Genomic DNA, 22706 nt, shown 5'->3' with positions numbered 1-22706 from the left:
ACACGCTCGGCAAGTTCCTCCTCACGCGTTGGGGGCACCGCCCGTACTGATCCCTTTGGCCTGCCCTTAGGCTTAGGCATGAGGGCCTGCGCGCCGCCCTCACGGTACAGCCTGCACCAATTCTTCAGCGGTGTCGCGCTCGCAATACCGAAGCGCACCATCGCCTCAGGTTTACTCATCCCGCCATCAACCACGGCGCTCGCTGCGGCGACCTTGGTCGCATAGTCGTATTTGGCCTGCTTCGCTCCCATGGCAAGAAAACCGTCCCTCCCGATCACGCGGTACGTCTTCTGCCAGTGTCGCACGGCCTCAGCAGGCACACCCAGCCTCTTGGCGGTCAAACGATAGCCAAATCCCCTCTCAAACATCTCCACCGCCTGCTCACGAAGCAAACGATCATGCCTCAACCGCAGATCCACAGACACGAAAAGCCTCCCATTCCCTGGACTTCAATTTCGATGTCCAAGAAACAGGAGGCAGTTCATTTGAACTGCGGGGCGCCGATGCGTCTACAGACGCAAGTGTCAGCCACGACGCCTGTGCAGGGCGATCACCCCAGCGCCGATGAGGCCTAGGAGGGCCGCCGCACCGGCGAAGCCTCCCGCGACCGTGCCCGTGCGTGCGAGCTTCGGAGCAGGCGTCTGCTTCGCGGGTGTCGCGGGCGTGGAAGGCACGGGCGTCGCAGTCACCGAGGGAGTGGGGGTAGGCGTCGCAGTCACCGAGGGAGTGGGGGTAGGTGTCGCGGGCGTAGAGGGAGTGGGGGTAGGCGTCGAAGCCGATGGCGTCGGCGCCGGATTATTCGTCACCTTGCGGATCGCGATGTCGGTGTTCGCACCCACGGCGCGCGCGTTCGCGGGATTGTTCGGGTCAACGATGCCAGCGACTGGATCGTATCCGAACACGGTCTGCCCGGGGACGATCTCGTAGCCTGCGGGCAGCGCAGGAAGCGGCGTCGCGGCGGCTCGCGACGGGTTGTGCTGGTCGTTGTTGTAGCGCTGCGCGGCCAGCACCGTGCCGTTGGCGTCCACGAGGCGAACGGATCCGAGGGGAGAGTAGAAGACCTCGCACACGAAATGAACATCGGGTTGGTCGGGATCGAAGTTGAGCGCCGGTGCACTGATTTCCAGTGTGTACTGGCCGGGAACGACGGGGCTGGGACGGACGGGGACCTCGCCGGTCCCATCGTTGGGCACGTACTCGCGTCGCGGTTCCAGAATGTTCTCATTCTCATCCGCAACGTAGCAGGTGGCCGGTCCCGGCGTGTCCGCAGCATGGGCGGGCGCTGCGACAATGAGGGGTGCGGCGCCGATACAGAGACAAGCGGTGAGGGCTGCTGTGCGCGGGAGCAAAAATGACTGCATGAAGAATTCCTAGTCGATCTTTCAATCGGTTACAACCACCACATTACCGGGTATCCGTAGTTTCCGCTGCCGTTATGCGTCTGCATTGTCGACATAGATTCCCCACCAGGGATAACGACGAGGCCGGGGTGCCCACGCGAGCAAGCCCCGGCCTCGTGCGAAGCGGAGACAACGACGGTCAGTGCCCCGGCCAGCTGCGAATCGTCGTCAGCGCGGCAACCGAGTACCGGTCCCACACGCGCCCGCCGACACGCACTGCCCCCTCCAGGATGATCACCGACCAGGGCAGTGCGACCACGTAAGCAACCCAGAACGGAACCAGGCCGAAGGAGGCCAGCGCGATCAGCACGTAGGATGGGATCTGCAAGACTGCGGTGCCCGCGAATCCCGCGAGTTGCATCAGCATCGTCAACAGGAACGAACCGGTCCCCTTCGTCGCCAACGGCGAGACACCCGGCGGCTGAACCGGATACACCCAGCGCGCATTCACGACGAGGGTCGTGGCGGCCGCGCCCGAGAAGAGGACGATGCCCATCACTTGATGGAAGACGAAGTCGGACGCACCAGCCCTCGTGATGGCGTCGTGGATGAGGTATCCGAGCGCCTGGGGCACGAGGACGACGAGGGAACCGACGAGGCGTCCGCGGCGTTCCTCCCGGCCGCTCATCCCCGAGGAGATGACGATCCAGGCACCCGTCGAGTCGAATTGCATGAGCGCTCCCACGCTCAGGCCCATGGTCACGGGCACGAGGTAGAGGAAGATCCCCGTGAAGAGCACCTGCTGCCCATCGACCGCCACGCGCCCCAAGAGCACCCCGATGATCGGGAAGAGAATAGCGAACACCATGTTCATGTTGAGGCGCGGATCCACGATCCAGTAGCGCAGCGTGCGCGCCGCCAAAGACGCCGAGCGCACGCCGATACCGAGGCGAGTGAAGGTATCGACGCTGCGCAGGCCAGCCGAACGCGACGCCGCGGTCCGTTGGCCTCGCGCTTCCTGCTCGGCGGACTCGTCGATGAGATAACGTCCCTCGTTGATGGCCCGCTGCGCGTCGGCACCGATCTCACCCGCGTAGCCGCTCATGACGGGACGTAGGACGGCCAGCCAGACACGCCAGCCGACAACAGCCGTGGCCAGCGTGACGAGGGCGCGGATGCAGGCGGCACCCCACGCCCCCTCGAGCAGGGAGACAACAACGCCGAAGGGAGCACCAACGGGCGACCACAGCGCGACGTTCAGCCCGGCTTGGAACAGCTCCAGCGAGAAGTTATCCGACAGGAGCTTCATCCAGTAACCCAGCGGGGTCAGCACCACGAAAAAGGCGATTAAGCCGACCATCGTGACGGCGTCCTTCTTGCCCGAGCTATCAAGGCGCACCGCGAACCAGGTCCCGACCGCGCGCGCCCACAGCACCGCAAGAGGAAGGGTGACGATGCCCGCGACCAGCCAGCCGAGGGCAGCCACCCATTGGGCCCGCCACAACGCAAACCACACGGGAACGAGAAGCGCCATGGCGGACATGACGCCGCCGGGCCCCACAGCGGTCGCGGCGACCAGTGCCGCCCCCAGCCGCTTGCTCGGCCCCACGTAGGGCGACAGACGCACGGGATCGAGTGAGTTGTCCATCGAGGCAAACGCAATGGGCAGGATCAGCCACAGGACGACGACAACGGGACCCACGATGGGCAGCACCGCCGCAAAGGTCGCTGCTCCCTCGGATTGAGCAAGGAATGCTGTGCCCACGAGCACGGACGCATAGATCCCACCGAAGTACAGGACGCCGAGGGCGGCCAGCACCAGCACGGCAGTCTGGCGGCGAACCGTGTTCCAGATGATGCGGAGCTTGAGGCGAATCAGTTGCCCAACCACGACAGGCCTTCCTCGGAGTGGACTCCTCCGACCAGGGAGGTGAAGCGCTCCCCCAGGTCGCCGCCCTGGGCGACCTCGTCGGTGGTTCCGGCGACGAGCACGCGCCCCTTGTCGATGATGGCCACGTGCGTGCACAGCTGCTGGACGGTCGCCATCACGTGCGAGGACAGGATGACGGTGCCGCCACGCTTCGTATAGTCGGTGAGGATCTGACGAATGTTGGTCGCGGACACGGGGTCGACGGCCTCGAAGGGCTCGTCGAGAACCAGGACTCGCGGAGAGTGGATGAGGGCCGCGGCAAGCGCGATCTTCTTCGTCATGCCGGCCGAGTAGTCGCTGATCAGCTTCTTGCCCGCCTCGGCCAGGTCGAGAGCGGCCAGGAGCTCGTGGGCGCGCTCGCGGGCGACGGAGGCGTCCAGGCCGTGGAGCATGCCCACGTGGACGAGGAAGTCCGGGCCGGAGAGGCGGTCAAGCAGCCGCATCCCGTCGGGCATGACGCCAAGCAGGCCGCGCGCTCGCTGCGTGTCGCCCCACACGTCGACACCGTGCACGTAGGCGGTGCCCTTGTCGGGAGTGAGCAGGCCGGTGGCCATCGTGAGCGTCGTCGTCTTACCCGCGCCGTTGGGCCCGACGATGCCGTAAAAGGATCCGGTCGGGATATCGAGGGACAGGTCGGCGACCGCGATGAGGTTGCCGTAGATCTTGACGAGGCCTCGGATCGCCAGGGCGGTATCGTCGCCGATCGGCGCAGCCGGGGATGCATCGGACATGAGAGTCTCCTTCGCGCATTGACATACCCGTCAATGCTATGACGCGCATGTCACATGCCGGGAAGATATCTCAGGACATGACCCCGCTCGCAGGGCAAGAGTCGAGCCTAGCGGATGGCGAGGACGACGTTGAGTCCGTCCTCCGGGTGATACGTCCAGGTCGCACGGTAGGTACCCCACACATCATCCTGCGTGCCGTCGACGGCCCGCGTGATGAGCATGCGTTCGCGCACCGAGGACGGAGTATCGATCTGGTCGAGGATGCAGCGGAAGTCCGTCTGCGACAGGCCGTTTGCCCCCTCGCCGTACGCCACGAGCGTCAGCGTTGTGTTGTCGCTTGCCAGGCGCGCGTAGGGACTGTTGACCGAGCATGCGTCCAGGGAGTGCGCCAGCTTGTCCGAGGCGACGGTGCGCAGATAGGACAGGCCCATCACGCCACCCACGGCCAGGACCAGGGCGAGAACGAATCCGAAGGCGAACATGCCCAGGCCTCGTTTGATGCGCTTGTGGCGCTTGGGGCGTTCGCGACGCAGCGGCGGGCGCTGGTCCAGTTCTTCGTAACGGTAGGCGCGCGCCTCACGGCGTCGTTCTTTCTCTGCCTCGGACAGGCGTGCGACGACCTGGTCTCCGGGAACGGCGCGGGTGGGGCCCAGGCGCCTGCTCAGGGCGACGTCGGCCCGCGAGGGCAGGTCACGCTCCGCGTTCCAGTCGTCTTCGCCGCCGTCCCCAAAGAAGGGGGCATTGGCCTCGTCGTGATGCGCGTATTCCCGGTCGGAGGCGACCTCCTCGCGCGCCTCGGAGGCTGCATCCTGGGGCGTGAACCGGCTGAGCGGAGGGGTGGGAAGCGCGGGCGGGCGCACCGGGGCGGAGGGCTCCGCGCTTCGCTGAGGGTAGGTGGAGGCGGAGGGGGTCACGACCGCCGAGGTGTACTCATCCTTGGGCGCAGACCTGACGACAGGGGTGGGCTTGGTAATCGGTGAGGACTTGGAGATCGACGGGTACCTGTCGCGAGGCGGAACGCGCGCGATGATGGTGCGTTCGACGTCGGGAGACAGCGCAGCGATCTGCGGGTGCCCATCCTTGAGCACGGACGAGGCCGCGGGAGCGAAGGTTTCCTTTGCTACTGGCGCGGTGGCTGAGGGGGTGCCGGGCATGACGGGTTGCTCGGGCGAGAGCGCGGGCACGCCGCCCGGATAGTCCGGCGTCGCCGATCCCGCGCCGACCCGATATGCGTCCGGCGTTGCAGCCCCCATGAGTCCTCCATCAACACGACACTTGTACTTGTCGAACAAGCATAAGCGTTGATTACTCAGGAAGCAAGAGGTTAGTCGATACCCAGAGCCTTGCGCAGCCGCGCGACGTGCCCGGTCGCCTTGACGTTGTACTGCGCCAGCGCCACGGTGCCATCAGGAGCGACAACCACGGTCGAGCGAATGATGCCCACGTAGGTGCGCCCGTAGTTCTTCTTCTCACCCCACGCGCCGTACGCCTCGAGAATCTCGTGATCCGGGTCGGAGGCCAGCGGGAAGGTGAGGGACTGCTTCTCCGTGAAGCGCTCAAGCGCAGCCATCGAGTCGGCGGACACACCGATCACCGAGTAGCCCGCACCCTGGAGCGAGGCCAGGGAATCGCGAAAGTCACAGGCCTCCTTCGTGCAGCCGGGCGTGGAGGCCTTCGGGTAGAAGTAGACGACGACGCCGCGCGAGGAGGCGGCGAGGAGGTCGGACAGGGTGAGGGTTCCCTGGGTGGTTTCGACGGTGAAATCGGGGGCCTGCTGGCCGATATCCAAAGTGCTCATGCCCCTCAGTCTATGGGGAGCTCTCCCCCGCTGCGAGGGGGCCACCCTGTGCGCGAGATGGGACTCGAACCCACACGTCAAGGACACTGGAACCTAAATCCAGCGCGTCTGCCAATTCCGCCACTCGCGCGCGCACCCCAGTCTAGCCGATGGTCGCGGCCCCGTCCGAACACCGCGGGGACGAGGCCGGCGCCGGCTCGGGTAGCACGTTCACTCTCGCGAACGGCAAGCTGGGAGGCACACCTGTCAAGAGCGGCGGCAGGACCCGGCGAAGCCGTGCGCACAGCGAGCCTCAGCGCGCGGTCGCGTTGATGGTGCCTTCGCCCAGGACTCGGGTGCCCCGGTAGACGACCATGGACTGGCCGCGGGCCACGCCACGCGCGCTCTCCTCGAGCTCAACCTCGATCCGCTCCCCGTCGCGCCGCAGCCGGGCCACGGGAACGGGCGCGCCGTGAGCGCGCAGCTGTACGAAGAGGTCGGTGGCGTCGGCTCCGTCGTCGTCGGAGGCGAGCCAGACGGCGTCCGTGGCCGTGATGCGGGAGATGGACAGGAGCTCAGACGCCCCAACAACGACCTGGTTGGTCTCCGGCCTCGTTTCGAGGACGTAGCGGGGCCGCCCGTCTGGTGCGGGCGCGCCGATCCCCAGGCCCTTGCGTTGGCCGACCGTGTAGTTCCAGTAGCCCTCATGCTGGCCCAGCACGTCCCCCTCGGGGGTCACGATGTCCCCCTGCGCGCTGCCCAGGTGGGCGCGCAGGAAGCCCTGGGTGTCCCCGTCGGGGATAAAGCAGATGTCGTAGGAGTCAGGCTTGTTGGACACGCCCAGGCCCAGGCGCTCGGCCTCGGAGCGCACCCACGCCTTGTTGGGGGCATCCCCCAGCGGCAGGACGACGCGGGTCAGTTCCTCGGAGCCCATGACGGCCAGCACGTAGGACTGGTCCTTGAGGTTGTCGGCGCCGCGGTGCAGCTCGGGCCCAGCTTCGCCATCGACGATGGCGGCGTAGTGGCCGGTGCACACGGCGTCGAAGCCGAGCGCGCGGGCGCGGCTGGCGAGCTCGCGGAACTTCACGAACTCGTTGCAGCGCACGCAGGGGTTGGGGGTGCGCCCGGCCTTGTACTGGGCGACGAAGTCGGTGATGACGGTCTGCTCGAATTCGCTCGCGAGGTCCCACACGTAGAACGGGATGCCGATGACCTCGGCGGCGCGCGCAGCGTCCCCGGCGTCCTCGATCGAGCAGCATCCGCGCGATCCGATGCGACACTCCTGGGGCTGAGAGGACAGGGCCATGTGGACGCCGACGACGTCGTGCCCGGCTTCCACGGCCTTCGCGGCGGCGACGGCGGAGTCCACGCCGCCGGACAGTGCTGCCAGAACTCGCATCTAGCGTCCCTCGTTTCGTTCGTTGCGCACGTGGGCGACGCCGTCCAGGGCGGCACCCGCACGGATAGCCACGGGCAGGGCGGCCAGGAAGGCGTCGATATCGTCGCGGCTCGTCTCATGGCCGAGCGAGACACGAAGGACGCCGAGCGCCTGCTCCTCGCTGCGTCCCATCGCCATGACGATCTCGGAGGGGCGCGTGACCCCCGCGTGACAGGCGGACCCGGCGGACACGGCGATCCCGGCCATGTCGAAGGCCATGAGCACAGCCTCGGGGCGGGCGGTGGGCAGGGACAGGTGGATGATCGCGCTCGACGAGGCCGACTCCCCCACGGTCGGATACGTTCCCTCCGGCAGGTGAGACAGCAGGTGCGCGCGCAGGTCGGCCGCGCGGGCGGCGAAAGCTGAGCGCTCGGCGACGACCTCGGTGAGTGCGGCTGCGAGCGCGCAGGCGCCCGCCACGTCCGGGGTGCCCGAGCGAATCGATCGCTCGTGGCCACCGCCGGGCCGGTCAGTCGTCATGGGGATGCCACGCCGGGCGAGGAGAACGCCGATACCAGCGGGGGCGCCGACCTTGTGTCCGCCCACGCTCATGAGATCCAGGCCGAGTTCCGCAAAGGACACGTCCAGTGTGGGGATGGCTTGGGCGGCATCGGAATGGACGAGGCCTCCGCTGGCGTGCATGAGCTCAGCGAAGTCTGCGACCGGCTGAATCGTGCCAATCTCGGAGGACACGAGGGTCATGGACCCGAGCGCGAGGCGAGCGTCCCACGAGGCGGGCGCATCGTCACCGGATTCACCGGGCAGGATGGACACGCCGCCCGCATCCACGGGCAGAACCTCCCAGGAGAAGCCCTCGCGTGAGGCTACCTCTCGCTGATGGGCGACCGCGTCGTGCTCGAGGCCGGAGACGACGATCAGGTCGCGCTCACCGTCACGGCCGCGCATTCCCCGGGCCGCCGCCATGACGCCGAGCGCGTCGGATTCCGTTGCCCCCGAGGTGAAGATGACCTCGTGGATGTCCGCGCCCAGGGCGCGAGCGACCTGTTCGCGCGCGTCGTCGAGCATGCGACGGGCCCGCCGCCCTCCGAAGTGGAGGGCGGCGGGATTGCCGGGAGTTGCAGCCAGGTCACGCTGGGCGCGCGTCCACGCGTCAAGCGCACACTCGCGCAGCGGCGTCGTGGCCGCGTGGTCGAGGTAGACGCTCACGCCTGGGAGCGCGCCTCCTCGATGATCGCCAGGGCGGCCGGGACCACCTCGGTGACGTCGCCGACCACGCCGAAGTCCGCGATCTCGAAGATCGGGGCGTCCGGGTCATCACACACGGCGACGATGTGGGCGGCGGACTGCATGCCCACCGTGTGGTGGATCGCGCCGGAGACGCCCAGGCCGATGTACAGGTTCGGGGTGACGGTCAGACCGGTCTGGCCGATCTGCTCGGATCGCGGGGCCCAGCCCTCGTCGCAGGCCACGCGGGTCGCGCCCACGGCGCCACCCAGGGCGTCAGCCAGGGAGCGGACCAGCTCAAAGTCGCCGTCGACGCCACGGCCGCCGCACACGACGGTGGAGGCGTCGGTCAGGGACACGCCGTCCTCCTCGTCTGCCACAAAGGACACGACCTCAACCGCCGCTGCTTCCGCGCTCAGCTCGACGGCCAACGGCTCGGGGGTCAGGGAGGCGGGCGAGGCCACCGGGGCCTCGTCAATGACGCCGGAGGAAATACCCACGATGGGGGTCTGGCCCTCCAGGACGATGCCCATCGACCAGGAGCCACCGAGGGCGGTCTTGCCGACCTGGAGGACGCCACCGTCGAAGGACACGGAGGAGGCACCGGAGATGACGCCGGCCTCGGTCAGGGCGGCGACGCGACCGGCAATCTCGCGGCCACGGTAGTCCGAGCACAGCAGAACGAGGCCGTAGGAGTCGGTGCCCAGCGCGGCGATAACCGCGTCGGAGGCGGCCACGGAGGCGTGACCGGCCGGACCCAGGTCGGCGTGCAGCACGCGGGTCGCGCCCAGCTCGGACAGGGCTGTCACGTCCGGCGTGGGGGCCACGGACAGGGCGACGACGTCGGCGGAGGTCAGGGAGGCGGCCAGCGTGACCGCCTGGCGGGCCAGGGACGTCAGGTGCGTCCCGGACTGGTCGGCCAGGACAAGGATCGGGGAACTCATCTGCTGCGTCATGTCACTTCACCACCGAAAGAATGTAGTCGGCCAGCGCACGCCCGCCCTCGCCGGCGTCCTGGATGATCGTGCCCGAACCGTCGCGCACGTTCTCCTCGCTGAAGGTCACGGAGGTCAGCGCGCGGCGCATCACAAGGGCTTCGCCGCCGGGAACCTCGACGAGGTCGTCGATGCCCCACTGGTCCAGGGGCTTCTTGCGCGCGGCCTTCATCGCCGCGAAGGCCGGGTAGCGCGGCTCGTTGATCTGGTCGGTCACGGAGACGACGGCGGGCAGGGCCGCGCGCAGCGTCTCGGTGAAGCCGTCAACGGAGCGTTCGATCGTGGCGACGCCGTCCTCAACGCTCAGCGTGCGGGCCAGGCCGAGCAACGGCATGTGGGCCTTGGCGGCCAGGGCGCCGGGCAGCATGGAGGTCATCGCGTCGAGGGACGCCATGCCGGTGACAACCAGGTCGACGGGGCCGCACTCGTCGGAGATCTTCGCGATCGCGACGGAGAGCACGGAGGCCGTCGTAATAACGTCGGAGCCCTCAAGGAACTCGTCAGAAACCAGGAAGGCGCGGTCCGCGCCCATTTGCAGGGCGCGCATGAGCGCGTCCTCGGCGTCCTCGGGGCCCATGGTCAGGGCGATGACCTCGGCCTCGCGGCCAGCGTCCTCTTCGCTTTCCTTGAGCTGGACCGCAGCCTCGATGGCGTTCTCATCCAGTTCGTTGAGCACATCGTCCTCACCGCGCACCAGGCGGCCGCCCTCAAAACGGCGTTCGGACTGCATGTCTGGGACATGCTTCACACACACGACAATTCTCATGGCTTCTAGCGTGCCACATTCCTGGCCCCTCGCCCATATGAGGGTCACCTCACCGGCGCACACCACAGTCCGCGCGCGGGGCACCCTCCTGTGTGTGCGCACGTTCTATGCGCCTTCCCATAGGTCTTTTTCCCGACGATCCGACCGCCTTGTTGTCGGTCACGTATGATGGGGGGCAACTATATTTATGAGGCAATGACTCCATCAGGGGTTCACCAGGAAGAGGCGCATTTTTATGTCCGAGCGATCCGGCTCGTCCCCTGCTCCCACACGGCGCGTCACCGAACCTAACCCGCAGCCCACCCGCCTGGGCGTCTACCCGTCGGGCGACGGGCTCGACGTCGCGGTGATCGCGCGCAACGCCTCGGGGGTGGACATGTGCATCTTCGACGAGGCCGGGGCTGAGACGCGCTTCGCTCTGCTGGGTCCGAAGACCGGCGTGTGGCACGGACACATTCCGGGCTACGGTGCGGGCACACGCTATGGATTCCGCGCGCACGGCACCTGGGACCCGGACGGCGGCAAGTTCTTTAACTCCCACAAACTCCTGCTGGACCCCTACGGGCGCGGCGTGGACGGATTCGTGGACATGAAGCCCGCCGTGTACGCCCACAGCGTGGACGAGGATCTGTACCCGTCGGAATACCCGATGCGTCGCTCCCCCATCGATTCCGCTCCCTACATGCCGCGCTCGGTCGTGGTCGAGCCCTCATTCCCGATCATCCCCCAGCCCGACATCCCCTGGGAGACCTCGGTCATCTACGAGATCCACGTCAAGGGATTCACCAAGAACATGCCCGGCGTGCCCGAGCCTCTGCGCGGCACCTACGCGGGCCTGGCCCACCCGGCGTCCGTGTCCTACCTCAAGGACCTGGGAGTTACGGCCGTGGAGCTGCTGCCGATCCACGCCAAGTGCGATGAGCCTTTCCTCACCGAGCGTGGCCTGACGAACTACTGGGGCTACTCGACGCTGTCCTTCTTCGCGCCCGAACCCTCCTACGCGACCGCCGACTCGCGGGCCCGCGGTGCCCAGGCCGTCGTCGACGAGTTCCGCGGAATGGTCTCCCTCCTGCACAAGGCAGGCATTGAGGTCATCCTCGACGTCGTCTACAACCACACCTGCGAAGGCGGAGACGCAGGCCCCTCCCTGTCGTGGCGCGGCCTGGACTCCGACATGTACTACCGTCACACGAACTCACGCCCGGTTCAGAGCATCGACGTGACCGGCACCGGCAACACGATGAACATGGACAATCCCCGGACTATCCAGATGGTCCTCGACTCGCTGCGCTACTGGGTGCGCGACATGGGAGTGGACGGCTTCCGCTTCGACCTGGCTGCGACGCTGGGGCGTTTTGCCACCGGCTTTAGCCCGATGCACCCGCTCCTCATCGCGATGGCCACGGACGGCATCCTGGCCCGCACCAAGCTCATTGCCGAGCCTTGGGACGTCGGCCCCGGCGGCTGGCAAACCGGCAACTTTCCCGTTCCATTCTCCGAGTGGAACGACCACTACCGTGGTGCCTTGCGTAACTTCTGGCTGGCGGATGTGCGCGCCCAGGCCTCGGGCCACATCGTGTTCGGCCCCAACGACCTGGCGACCCGCTTGTCCGGATCCCGGGACGTCTTTGATCATGGGCTGGGTCGGCTGCGCGGACCGCGCGCCTCCATTAACTTCGTGACCGCGCACGATGGCTTCACCCTGGCGGACATGACCGCCTACGACCACAAGCACAACAAGGACAATCTCGAGAACAACCGCGACGGCTCAGACGATAACCGCTCGTGGAACCACGGCCTCGAGGGAACGCTCGCGTCGGGCGCGACCCACCCTGATTCCGCGACGCCCTACCGAATCCTGGCCAACATGCCGATCGCGCAGCTGCGCGCGCGCTCGCAGCGCAACATCCTGGCCACCATGTTCGTCTCCTCGGGAACGCCCATGCTCACGGGCGGCGACGAGTTCGGACGCACCCAGTACGGCAACAACAACGCCTACTGCCAAGACGGCCCGATCTCCTGGGTCGACTGGGACCTGGCCGAGGGCCAGCAGGCCCAGATCGACGCCGTCTCCTGGCTGATCGCCCTGCGCAAGGCGCACCCGGTGCTGCGCCCCGACTCCTTCGCGACCGGGCGACCCTTCGGCGGGGACTCCATCGCCGACCTGTCGTGGTACACCGCCCAGGGCACGCCGATGCCGGACTACGGCTGGACGGACTCGCGTCACCGCACCTTCCAGATGCTGCGCTCGGGCGTGAAGTGGGGCGACCGTGATGCCCTCGTCATCATCAATGCGAACCTCAACGACGCCGAGGTTACACTGCCCGAAGGCCACGACCTGGACTGGCTGATCGCGTACTCCACCGTGTGGGAGACCCCGGCGGACGGCGGCGTCGGCTCCTCGCTCGACCCCGATGAGCTCTCCCTTGAGGTCGAGCACGTCGCCCCTCACTCCACGCTGACGATCGATGCCCTGTCCGTGACGATCCTGCTCTCCGACATCGCGTTCCAGCCGGAAAACTGAGCCCCTTTTTTACATTTCCCTCCCCCACTCGTTAGGATCAACGCATGACTCGCAGTGAAGATGCCCTGGAAACCGCAACCTCCGACGCCTCGCTGGCCCGCTCCAAGGCCCGCAGCGCCGAAATTGACCTGGCGATCGACCAGGACCCCTCGCGTTTCCGCATCCTCACGGGTGACCGCCCCACCGGTCACCTGCACCTGGGCCACTACTTCGGCACGCTGCGTAACCGCGTACTGCTGCAGAACCGCGGGGTTGAGACCTGGATTCTGGTCGCCGACTACCAGGTGATCACCGACCGCGACGGCGTGGGCCCGATCCGTGAGCGCGTCCTCGGCCTCGTCGCCGACTACCTGGCCGCGGGCATCGACCCCGAGCGTTCCACGATCTTCAACCACTCGGCGGTCCCGGCCCTCAACCAGCTGATGCTGCCCTTCCTCTCGCTGGTCACCGAGTCGGAGCTGCACCGCAACCCGACGGTGAAGGCCGAGCTGGAGGCCACCGAGGGCCGCGCAATGACGGGCCTCATGCTGACCTACCCGGTCCACCAGGCCGCCGACATCCTCTTCTGCAAGGCGAACATCGTGCCCGTGGGTCAGGACCAGCTCCCTCACCTTGAGCAGGCACGCCTGATCGCCCAGCGCTTCGACAAGCGCTACGGCCGCGCGACCCCCGAGCGTCCCGTGTTCCCCCGCCCCGAGGCCCTCCTGTCCGAAGTCCCGTTGCTGCTGGGCACGGACGGACAGAAGATGTCGAAGTCGCGCGGTAACACGATCGAGCTGCGCATGAGCGCCGATGAAACCGCGAAGATCCTGAAGAAGGCGAAGACGGACGCGCAGCGTCGCATCACCTTCGATCCGGTCGGCCGACCCGAGGTTTCCAACCTGCTGATGCTGGCCTCGCTGGCCACGGGCGATGCACCCGAGGCAATCGCGGACCGCATCGGCGACGCCGGCGCGGGCACCCTCAAGGCGCTCGTCATCGAGTCCCTCAATGAGATGCTCGCTCCCCTGCGTGAGCGCCGCGCCGAGCTGATCGCCAACGAAGACTATCTGCTGAGCATCCTGCACGCTGGCAACGAACGTGCCAATGAGCAGGCGGACCAGACCCTGTCCGAGGTCCGCACCGCGATGCAGATGAACTATTAATCCCACGCACAACTCTCCTTAGGAGGCACCATGGCATACAACCAGTTCCCTGAGCACCCCGACGATTCCGTCGGCGGCTGGATGCTCACCTTCTTCCTGATGGGCATCCCTCTGGTCGGCTTTGTCTATCTGCTCGTTCTTGCGCTCGGCTCCGGCGGCTCCCCGGCGAAGCGGAACTTCGCGCGCGCAGCGTTCCTCTGGCAGATCATCATTTTCGTGTTGGTGATCATCTTCTGGGTCATTTTTGGTGCGGCCTTGTACGCATCCATGTCGGACTTATAAGAGCTCGACACACGCACATCAGGCGGGGCGGCATCCGAATCACTCGGGTGCCGCCCCCACTTTATTGGCGACTCGCACGACACTCTGAGCACACACAACACGCTTGGGAGATCGGTCACATCCCGGGGTGTGATCTTCGCCTATGCCCTGGTCGGTCCATAGGTTAGTGTTGGACATGTGAGCGAGAAACTGTTGCCCCGTATCCCGATCATCGAAGTGTTCCCCGTCATCGAGGACGGCACACTTCCCGCTAAGGCGACCGAAGGCGAGCCTTTCCCCATTCGTGCGACCGTGTTCCGCGAAGGACACGACGCATTCGCCGCCGAGGCCGTCCTGCTACGCCCGGACGGAGGTGAATACTCTCGTACCCGCATGGTCGACATCGCGCCTGGCCTCGACCGCTATGAGGCCTGGGTTGCCGCGGACGTTCCCGGAGCCTGGTCGTTCCGCGTGGATTCCTGGTCCGACCCCTACGCCACATGGCGTCACGATGCTGCCGTCAAGGTCAGCGCTGGCATCGACGTCGAGCTGATGCTTGAGGAGGGCGCCCGCCTCATGGAGCGCGCGGCCGCCGGTAAGGCCTTCCACAACCCGACCCAGCGTCCGCCTTCGGACGCCGACATCGAGGCACTGCACGATGCGGCGCGTCGCCTGCGTGATGGCTCCCATTCCCCCCAGCAGCGCCTCTCCGCCGGCATCTCCTCGCGTATCCGCCTGGTCTTCCGCGATCACCCGCTGCGCGACCTCCTCGATTCCTCGCGCGTCTACCCGCTGGATGTGGCGCGCACCAAGGCGCTGGCCGGCGCATGGTACGAGATCTTCCCGCGCTCCGCGGGAGCCTTCCAGAACCCGGACGGCTCCTGGGTCTCCGGCACGCTCGCTGGAGCCGCTGAGGACCTGCCGCGCATCGCGGGCATGGGCTTCGACGTCGTCTACTTGACCCCCATCCACCCGATCGGCACGACGTTCCGCAAGGGCAAGAACAACTCCCTGATCGCCGCGCCCGGCGACCCGGGTTCCCCCTACGGCATCGGCTCCCCCGAGGGCGGCCACGACGCCATCCACCCGGATCTGGGCGACTTCGCCGACTTCGACCGTTTCGTCGAGCGCGCCCGAGGCCTCGGCATGGAGGTCGCACTCGACCTCGCCCTCCAGTGCTCCCCTGACCACCCGTGGGTCACCGAGCACCCCGAGTGGTTCACCACGCGCGCCGACGGCACGATCGCCTACGCCGAGAACCCGCCCAAGAAGTACCAGGACATCTACCCCCTGAACTTCGACAACGACCCCGAGGGCATCTACCAGGCCGTGCGCGACGTCATCGAGCTGTGGATCAACCACGGCGTGACGATCTTCCGCGTGGACAACCCGCACACGAAGCCCATCCCCTTCTGGGAGCGTCTGCTCGCCGACATCAAGGCGCAGTACCCGGGCACGCTCTTCCTGGCCGAGGCCTTCACGCGCCCCGCCATGATGCGCACCCTGGGCGCTATCGGCTTCGACCAGTCCTACACCTACTTCGCGTGGAGGACGTTCAAGCAGGAGATCGAGGAGTACCTCGTTGAGGTGTCGCAGGAGACCGCCCACCTCATGCGCCCGGCCTTCTGGCCGACCACGCACGACATCCTCACCCCGCAGATGTGGGACGGCGGCACCGCGATCTTCGCGATCCGTGCGATGCTCGCGGCGCTGGGTGCCCCCACGTGGGGCATTTACTCGGGTTACGAGTTCGTCGAAAACGAACCGCGTGGCACGTTCCAGGAGCCCAACAACAACGAGAAGTACGAGTACCGTCCGCGCCGCTGGGAGGATGCGGACGAGATCGGCATCTCGCGCCTGTTCACGCTGCTCAACGCCGCTCGCGCCAAGCACCCGGCACTGCGCCAGCTCCACCAGATCCGCATCCACCCCACGTCCTCGGATCGCCTGCTCGCCTTCTCGCGTCAGCTGCCCGGCAAGTTCACCGAAGACGGCAGCCCGGACACCGTCATCTGCGTGATTTCGCTGGATCCTCACGATGGCGTGGACGGTTCGGTCTACCTGGACCTGGCCGAGATGGGCCTGGCCACGCCGGGCGGCAACATCACGGTCGTCGACGAGCTCGACGGACACTCCTACGTGTGGGGTTCGTCCAACTGGGTGTCGCTGTCCCCCGTGACGCGCCTCGGCCACGTCTTCAAGGTCGAGCCCGCCCACTCCTCGCCCTGGTCGCAGGCCTGAGACCATAGGCCCGCTCGGCGTGACTCGCGGGTCGCGCCGAGCACCGTCCCCCTCAAAATCGACCGAACAAATGGGACCCGGCTCCCAATTTTTCCGGGAAAACGATAGACTACAAACACGACAGTGAACTGAGCAGTTCACACCAACTGGAGTAAGGATAATCCATGAGCTGCGAACCAACGCCGATCCAGGTCAATGACGACATTCTCGACGCCGTCGCCTCCGGCTCCTACTACTCGCCGCACTCGGTTCTCGGTGCCCACCTGAGCGACGCCGGTGTCACGATCCGCACCATGGCTCGCCTGGCTGACGCGGTCGACATCATCACCCCCTCAGGTGCCTACGCCGCCACCCACGAGCGCGGCGGTATCTGGGTCACGGTGCTGCCCGACAAGGAGATCCCCGCCTACCGCGTCTCGGTGACCTACGGCGAGGACACGAACCTGCGCGACGACCCCTACCGCTACCTGCCCACCCTGGGCGAGATGGACACCTACCTCATCTCTGAGGGCCGCCACGAGAACCTGTGGAACGTCCTGGGTGCCCACGTGAAGACCTACACCGACGAACTGGGTGAGACCACCGGTACCGCCTTCGCCGTGTGGGCCCCCAACGCCCGCGCTGTGCGCGTCGTCGGCGAGTTCAACTTCTGGGATGGCGTGGCTACCTCCATGCGTTCGCTGGGCTCCTCCGGCATCTGGGAGATTTTCGTCCCCGGCGTCGGCGTCGGCATGCGCTACAAGTTCGAGATCCAGGGTCCCGGCGGCAACTGGTTCGAGAAGGCCGACCCGCTGGCTCGTGCCACGGAGATCCCCCCGGCTACGGCCTCGGTCGTCACCGACTACTTCCACGAGTGGACCGACGACGAGTGGATGTCTACCCGCAAGGACCGCAACCCCCACTCCGGCCCCATGTCCATCTACGAGGTCCACGCGGGCTCCTGGCGTCAGGGCCTGGGCTACCGCGAACTGGCCGACGAGCTGGTCCCCTACGTCAAGCAGATGGGCTTCACGCACGTGGAGTTCATGCCGCTGGCTGAGCATCCCTTCGGCGGCTCGTGGGGCTACCAGGTGACCTCCTACTACGCTCCCTCCTCGCGCTACGGAACCCCGGACGACTTCCGCTACCTGGTGGACGCCTTCCACCGCGAGGGCATCGGCGTCATCCTGGACTGGGTCCCCGCCCACTTCCCCAAGGATGACTTCGCCCTGGCCCGCTTCGACGGCACCCCGCTGTACGAGGATCCGGACCCGCTGCGCGGCGAGCACCCCGACTGGGGCACCTACGTCTTCAACTTCGGCCGCCGCGAGGTGCGCAACTTCCTGGTCGCCAACGCCCTGTACTGGCTGGAGGACTTCCACATTGACGGCCTGCGCGTCGACGCCGTGGCCTCGATGCTCTACCTGGATTACTCGCGTAAGGACGGCCAGTGGCGTCCCAACCAGTACGGTGGCCGCGAGAACCTGGAAGCCATCGACTTCATCCAGGAAGCCAACGCGACCGCGTACCGTCGTCACCCCGGCATCGTCATGATCGCCGAGGAATCCACGGCGTGGCCGGGCGTGACCGCACCGACCTCGGGCGGCGGCCTCGGCTACGGCATGAAGTGGAACATGGGCTGGATGAACGACACCCTGCGCTACCTGAGCGAGGATCCGGTCAACCGCCGCTGGCACCACGGCGAGCTCACCTTCTCGCTCGTGTACGCCTTCTCCGAGAACTACGTGCTGCCGCTGTCGCACGACGAGGTCGTTCACGGCAAGGGTTCCATCATCTCCAAGATGCCCGGCGACAAGTGGCAGCGCCTGGCGGGCCTGCGTTCCCTGTACGCCTACCAGTGGAGCCACCCGGGCAAGCAGCTCCTCTTCATGGGCCAGGAGATCGGCCAGGAGCAGGAGTGGAACGAGTCCTACTCCCTCGACTGGTGGCTGCTGGACCAGGAGGGTCACGCTGGCGTCGCGGCCCTGGTGGAGCGCCTCAACAAGATCTACGCCTCCTCCCCCGCCATGTGGGACGACGACTACACGGGCTTCGAGTGGATCGATGCCTCGGACGGCGATCACAACCTGATCTCCTACCTGCGTAAGGGCGCCGATGCCGATGGCAACCGCGAGGTCGTCGTGTGTGTCTCGAACTTCGCTGGCAACCCGCACGAGGGCTACCGCGTGGGCCTGCCCTTTGGCGGCGAGTGGGTCGAGATCCTCAACACGGACGCCGAGGAGTTCGGCGGGTCGGGCGTGGTCAACGTCGGTCCGATCATCGCCGAGGACACCCCGTGGAACGGCCGACCGGTCTCCGTGCAGCTGCGCGTCCCGCCGCTGGGCGCCGTGTGGCTGGTACCCGCTTCTCAGGCTCGCTGACGCCGTAGGCTGATACGGGTGAGGCCGGAGCAGGGATTCCTGCTCCGGCCTCGTCGTTTGTCGCGACGCACAAGACGACGCGACGTCACGCTCACATGAGGAGCATAGCCAGGCGCGTGCGGGCCTTGGAGACCTCGGGGGTCGAGCCGGCGACCCTGAAGAGGTCCAGGAGACGCAGGCGTAGCGCGTCGCGTTCTTCCTCGTCGCTCGAGGCAGCCAGCAGCTCAAGAAGCACGTCGAAGGCTCCAGCGGCATCTCCGGCCGCAAAGAGGGCGTCGGCGCGCGCGGCCGGGTCGTCGCTGCTCTGCTCCCCGTAGGCCCGCTGGGCGAAGCGCACGCGGGACAGATGAGACTTCGCTGCCTCGTCGCGCGGGTTCAGCTCGACGACGCGCTCCCACAGGGCGATCGCCTCGTCCAGGCGTCCCTCTTCTTCGGCAGCCAGCGGAGCCTCGTGCTCGGGGGGAATCGGCGGCGCGGTGTCTTCGGCGGCGACGGCGATGCGCGCGTTAATGCCCATCTGGGCGGCGGCCTCGAGCACCTGGGAGACGACGGGGAGCACCTGCTCCTTGGAAGCGCCGCCCTGGAAGAGCGGCACCGGGCGACCGCCGACGAGCGCGACGACCGTCGGCACGGTCTGAATCTGGAACGCTTGGGCGATGGCCGGGGCCTTGTCGATATCAACCTCGACGAGCTGGAAGGCACCCGCGTGTTCGCGCGTGATCTCCTCGAGCATGGCCAGCGCGGGCTTGGACTCCAGCGAACGCGGCGACCACATCACCATGATGACCGGCACGGCCTGCGAGGTGGACATAACGTCCTGGAAGTTCTCCTCGTCCGTGGAGGTGATGAGCGGGATGTGCAGGCCCTCCCCCGCTGCGGACGCGGAAGCTTCCGGGGCGGTGGGCGCGCTCGAACGTGCCGACAGATCGACGGCTCCATGCGAGTCTGCGGGCATAGGCGTCGCCTCAGATGCGGGGCGGGGGTCAGGCGTGGTCATGGTGTCCTCTTCGTCAAAACAGTTGGTGCTAGGAACGATGATATGCGTCGTCCCCGCGACTCTAAGCCACGGGGACGAGGTGTGCGCTACGGGTGAAAATCAGCCCGGCGACGTGGAAGGATCGAGCGCCACCTTGGTGATCGAGCGGTCGCCGCCGACGATCTGCACGTTGCCGCCAGCCTTCTGCGAGGGGATGCGCATGATGATCGTCGCGAGGTAGTCCGCGGTCGCAGTGCCTTCGACCTTCGTGCCGTCGGGGCTCAGCGCGGCGGTGTTTGCAGCCAGGTTCATGGTGGAACCGGCGACCGTGCGCTGGTAGGTGAAGGTGTACTTGAAGTTCGCAGCCACCAGGGCCGAGCCGTCCTGCAGAACCAGACCCGAAATCGGGTAGTCGGTTGCAGTCGCGGCCATGGTCACGGAGCCGGCCGCGCTCACCGAGGAGTTCAGGTCGGTGACCTGCTGGAGGGTCTGCTTCGTGAAGTCGTCGGAGACGAACTGCGTGGTGTCCTGCGTGCCGGAGTTCAGCATCGTGATGTACTGCGCGAGCGCGGTATCGGGGGTCACCGTGAAGCCCTGAGAGTCGCCGGTCACGTACGCAGAGCCGGTGCCGACGGGCGGCAGGGTCAGCTGGGTACCGCCGAGCAGGCGGGCGAAGTTCGTCAGCTTGTAGTCGGAGCGGGCCGAGTCCTGAACGTAGACCTCGAGCACTGGCAGTGCCGTGGAAGAGGTGTCCGAAATGTTGAAGATCGCGCGCGGCCACGAATCCGAGTTCGTGATCGCCAGCGACGTCGGCGTGAAGTCCAGGGCAGGCAGCGTCTGACCGGTCGCCGTCGTCAGCGCGTACTGAGCGGTGCGGGTCTCCAGCGCGCCCTGCGTCACCTGATCGCCGAGGTCGGCGGCGTTCAGAGAGGCGTCCGCCGTGGCCATCACCGTTCCAACACTCTCGAGCACGGTGGAGATGCGCTCAAGGTCGAGGTTGGCGGCGCTTTGTGCCGAGCCGGACTGAGCGACAATCTCGCTGGAGCAGGCGCTCACACCGAGCGCAGAGGTCATCAGCAGAGCGGCGGTTGCAGCCGCGAGGGTCCGTCGTTTCATCACTTTCCTCCCTGACGGTCCTTGAGCCAGCCGGACATGATCGAGGTCCAGCCTCCGGTCGCCGACGCGTCATCGTCAGGAGCGGACGTGGGCGCAGGGGCGGGCTTTTGTTCCTCAGCGTCGCGCGGGCGGGTGATCGGGATCAGGCCGGTGTTGAACTCCTGGCCGTCAACGACCACGACTTCCTCACCGTTGTTGCGTGCCTCGCGCAGGGCGCGACGCGACGGCAGGGTGCGGCCTCCGCGAATACCGCTCAGGTCGATGACGCCGGTATCCGTCGTTGCGCGCTCGGGCGGGTCCACGTCGAAGGGGCCATTGTCGAGGCCGTGGCGGCCACGGCGCTCGAAGGTGTCGGTCATCGGGTCCGGGACGTAGTCCGGCGCGGACAGGGCCGAAATGTCCGGGGCGGGCACGCCGACGATGGATGCGCGCACGATGGGGGCCTCGCTGGGCGCGGGCGGGAGAGGCTCGCGGATCGCGGTGTCCTCAACCGAAGGCTCCTCGGCGACGGGTTCGTCGGCGGCGGATTCGTCGGCGGCACGCTTGTCGGCCGCGGAATCCTCGGTCGAGGAGGCGAACGCAGCGGCGCCCCACATGGGCTCGGGCGCAGGCTCCTCGATCGGCTCAGGCTCTTCGGTGGCCGCTTCCTGCGCCACGGCCTCGACCGCGTCGTCCGCGACGGGCTCGGGCGAGGCGGGGGCAGGCCCAGTACCGGACTCGCGCGCGGCGGCAACCAGCTCGGCGACCTCGGAAGCGTCGATGGTGGAGGTGTCCAGGGAGTCAGCCTTACGGCGCTCCTCGATGCGCTGCTCGCGAATCTTGCGCAGGCGCAGCAGCTGCCAGCGCGTCAGGAAGAGGGCGAAGGCCAGAAGCGCGAAGAAAGCGGCGGCCAGGAATGCGACGATGGCCAGCAGGTTGACCTGCTCGATCTTCCACGTCAGGGTCAGGGTTAGGTCTCCGGGGCCACCGGCGGAGGCGGCGACAGCGGAACGGCCGCTCGGGACGTTCTCAAGGTCGAGAGACACGCTGCCCGTGCCGCTCTCCTGCTTGAACCACATCGGGGACTTTGCCAGCTGATCCGTCAGCTGCGCGGATGTCGGATCATCGATGGGCTGCGCGCCCGACTGTACGGCGTTCTGCGCGTTTGCCTGCGCGCCAGACTGGTTATCAGCCTGCGAGGTCGCGCCGGGATTGACCATTCCCGTTCCATTGGCGGCGTGCGATTCCGCCTTCAGCTTGGTGCGGTCGGCCTCGACGCCGATCACCTCGGTGTAGGCAGCGTTGCCAATCCAGCCCTTCGCGTCCTGCGACGTGCCGATCACCAGTGTGACCGGGGCACCCGACTTCGACGTAGCGGTCACCGTGACGTCATCCTTGACGATCGATAGCACGTTGTCACGCGTCATGATCAGGTCCGTCGCGGATTCCACCGTCGAGGCCTGCTGCGTCGGCGGCCGCAGCACGGTCACGCCGAGCAGCCCAACAAGGACGCATACGAGTGCGACAACGCCCATCGACGATGCCGCAACGTATCGCTTCAAGAGTTCCACGGTTGCTCCTCAGATCCAACGCCCAACTGCGGGCATTCTTCATGCTCCACTTTACGTGCAAACCCGCCAGACAGGCTCATTTGCCGACAAGGCAGTGATACATCACATGCGATGTCACAGGGGTCGAAGCCCCCGCCGCCAGCACTCGGAGTGCCAGTGGCGCCGCGCGTCCACGCCCTGGGGCAGGCCGAAAGGCGCCTCCTCGGGCCACGCAACAACATGTGCTGTGCCCCTCGGAATGGGCCGCAGGCATGCCGGGCACGTGTATTCCTTGGCTGCACTGGGAAGGCGGCGAACCTGGTAGTCCCCACCATCGGGCCCACGCTCCGTGCGCGGCACGGAGGCGAGGCGGTCCATCTGGAGGGGACGCG

The 22706-nt window shown here is 67.0% G+C and carries 19 protein-coding genes and 1 tRNA gene; 5 read left to right on the top strand and 15 right to left on the bottom strand.

Features of this window, described 5'->3' with window-relative positions; translation table 11 throughout:
* The 11 genes from O3669_RS04660 to O3669_RS04610 all read right to left on the bottom strand — a co-directional run.
* A partial coding sequence (locus O3669_RS04660; protein ID WP_371523838.1) for a helix-turn-helix domain-containing protein occupies positions 1-425 on the bottom strand: 425 nt, incomplete at its 3' end.
* 99 nt (positions 426-524) lie between these two features.
* On the bottom strand, positions 525-1361 hold the full coding sequence (locus tag O3669_RS04655; RefSeq protein ID WP_371523837.1) for a hypothetical protein: 837 nt from the start codon (positions 1359-1361) through the stop codon (positions 525-527).
* A 178-nt stretch (positions 1362-1539) separates the two neighbouring features.
* On the bottom strand, positions 1540-3231 hold the full coding sequence (locus O3669_RS04650) for a hypothetical protein (RefSeq protein ID WP_371523836.1): 1692 nt from the start codon (positions 3229-3231) through the stop codon (positions 1540-1542).
* On the bottom strand, positions 3216-4001 hold the full coding sequence (locus O3669_RS04645) for an ABC transporter ATP-binding protein (RefSeq protein ID WP_295918023.1): 786 nt from the start codon (positions 3999-4001) through the stop codon (positions 3216-3218). Before O3669_RS04645 ends, O3669_RS04650 begins: the two co-directional genes overlap by 16 nt.
* 107 nt (positions 4002-4108) lie before the next feature.
* Positions 4109-5254, bottom strand: coding sequence for a hypothetical protein (locus tag O3669_RS04640; protein ID WP_371523835.1), 1146 nt, complete (start codon positions 5252-5254; stop codon positions 4109-4111).
* A gap of 71 nt (positions 5255-5325) precedes the next feature.
* On the bottom strand, positions 5326-5799 hold the full coding sequence (locus O3669_RS04635) for a peroxiredoxin (protein WP_295968636.1): 474 nt from the start codon (positions 5797-5799) through the stop codon (positions 5326-5328).
* Positions 5800-5848: 49 nt separating this feature from the next.
* A tRNA-Leu gene (locus tag O3669_RS04630) sits at positions 5849-5929 on the bottom strand.
* Between the two features lie 162 nt (positions 5930-6091).
* Positions 6092-7177 (bottom strand): tRNA 2-thiouridine(34) synthase MnmA, encoded by a 1086-nt coding sequence (mnmA, locus tag O3669_RS04625; RefSeq protein ID WP_371523833.1) that lies wholly within the window; start codon positions 7175-7177, stop codon positions 6092-6094.
* Positions 7178-8383: a cysteine desulfurase family protein gene (locus O3669_RS04620; protein WP_371523832.1), complete on the bottom strand. Its 1206-nt coding sequence runs from the start codon at positions 8381-8383 to the stop codon at positions 7178-7180.
* Positions 8380-9357: an electron transfer flavoprotein subunit alpha/FixB family protein gene (locus O3669_RS04615; protein ID WP_371523831.1), complete on the bottom strand. Its 978-nt coding sequence runs from the start codon at positions 9355-9357 to the stop codon at positions 8380-8382. Before O3669_RS04615 ends, O3669_RS04620 begins: the two co-directional genes overlap by 4 nt.
* Before the next feature lies 1 nt (position 9358).
* The gene (locus O3669_RS04610; RefSeq protein ID WP_371523830.1) at positions 9359-10162 is read right to left on the bottom strand and encodes an electron transfer flavoprotein beta subunit/FixA family protein; all 804 of its coding nucleotides are present in this window, start codon (positions 10160-10162) and stop codon (positions 9359-9361) included.
* A 235-nt stretch (positions 10163-10397) separates the two neighbouring features.
* Between O3669_RS04610 and glgX the strand changes: the two genes are divergently transcribed.
* The 5 genes from glgX to glgB all read left to right on the top strand — a co-directional run bounded on the left by glgX (position 10398) and on the right by glgB (position 18693).
* Positions 10398-12686, top strand: coding sequence for a glycogen debranching protein GlgX (gene glgX, locus O3669_RS04605; RefSeq protein WP_371523829.1), 2289 nt, complete (start codon positions 10398-10400; stop codon positions 12684-12686).
* 44 nt (positions 12687-12730) lie between these two features.
* On the top strand, positions 12731-13831 hold the full coding sequence (gene trpS, locus O3669_RS04600; protein WP_295967109.1) for a tryptophan--tRNA ligase: 1101 nt from the start codon (positions 12731-12733) through the stop codon (positions 13829-13831).
* Between the two features lie 30 nt (positions 13832-13861).
* A complete protein-coding gene (locus tag O3669_RS04595) occupies positions 13862-14113 on the top strand; it encodes a hypothetical protein (protein ID WP_371523828.1) in 252 nt (83 codons plus the stop codon).
* Between the two features lie 177 nt (positions 14114-14290).
* Entirely contained in the window at positions 14291-16333 is a 2043-nt protein-coding gene (locus tag O3669_RS04590; RefSeq protein ID WP_371523827.1) for a maltotransferase domain-containing protein, read from the top strand.
* Positions 16334-16497: 164 nt separating this feature from the next.
* Positions 16498-18693, top strand: a complete 2196-nt coding sequence (gene glgB, locus O3669_RS04585) for a 1,4-alpha-glucan branching protein GlgB (protein WP_371523826.1) — start codon at positions 16498-16500, stop codon at positions 18691-18693.
* Between the two features lie 91 nt (positions 18694-18784).
* Here glgB and O3669_RS04580 read toward each other — a convergent pair whose 3' ends face one another.
* The 4 genes from O3669_RS04580 to O3669_RS04565 all read right to left on the bottom strand — a co-directional run bounded on the left by O3669_RS04580 (position 18785) and on the right by O3669_RS04565 (position 22692).
* Complete coding sequence (locus O3669_RS04580; protein ID WP_295969349.1) at positions 18785-19690, bottom strand: tetratricopeptide repeat protein; 906 nt, start codon at positions 19688-19690, stop codon at positions 18785-18787.
* A 99-nt stretch (positions 19691-19789) separates the two neighbouring features.
* Positions 19790-20785, bottom strand: coding sequence for a hypothetical protein (locus tag O3669_RS04575; protein WP_371523825.1), 996 nt, complete (start codon positions 20783-20785; stop codon positions 19790-19792).
* The gene (locus tag O3669_RS04570) at positions 20785-22299 is read right to left on the bottom strand and encodes a hypothetical protein (RefSeq protein WP_371523842.1); all 1515 of its coding nucleotides are present in this window, start codon (positions 22297-22299) and stop codon (positions 20785-20787) included. The genes O3669_RS04575 and O3669_RS04570 overlap by 1 nt, the downstream gene beginning before the upstream one ends.
* Before the next feature lie 150 nt (positions 22300-22449).
* Entirely contained in the window at positions 22450-22692 is a 243-nt protein-coding gene (locus O3669_RS04565; RefSeq protein ID WP_295918033.1) for a hypothetical protein, read from the bottom strand.
* Positions 22693-22706: the final 14 nt, after the last annotated feature.

The sequence above is a fragment of the Pauljensenia sp. 20925_1_34 genome (assembly GCF_041432775.1).
Lineage (GTDB): Bacteria > Actinomycetota > Actinomycetes > Actinomycetales > Actinomycetaceae > Pauljensenia.
Note: the sequence above shows the minus strand (reverse complement) of the source record. Positions and strands in the feature narration are given on the sequence as shown.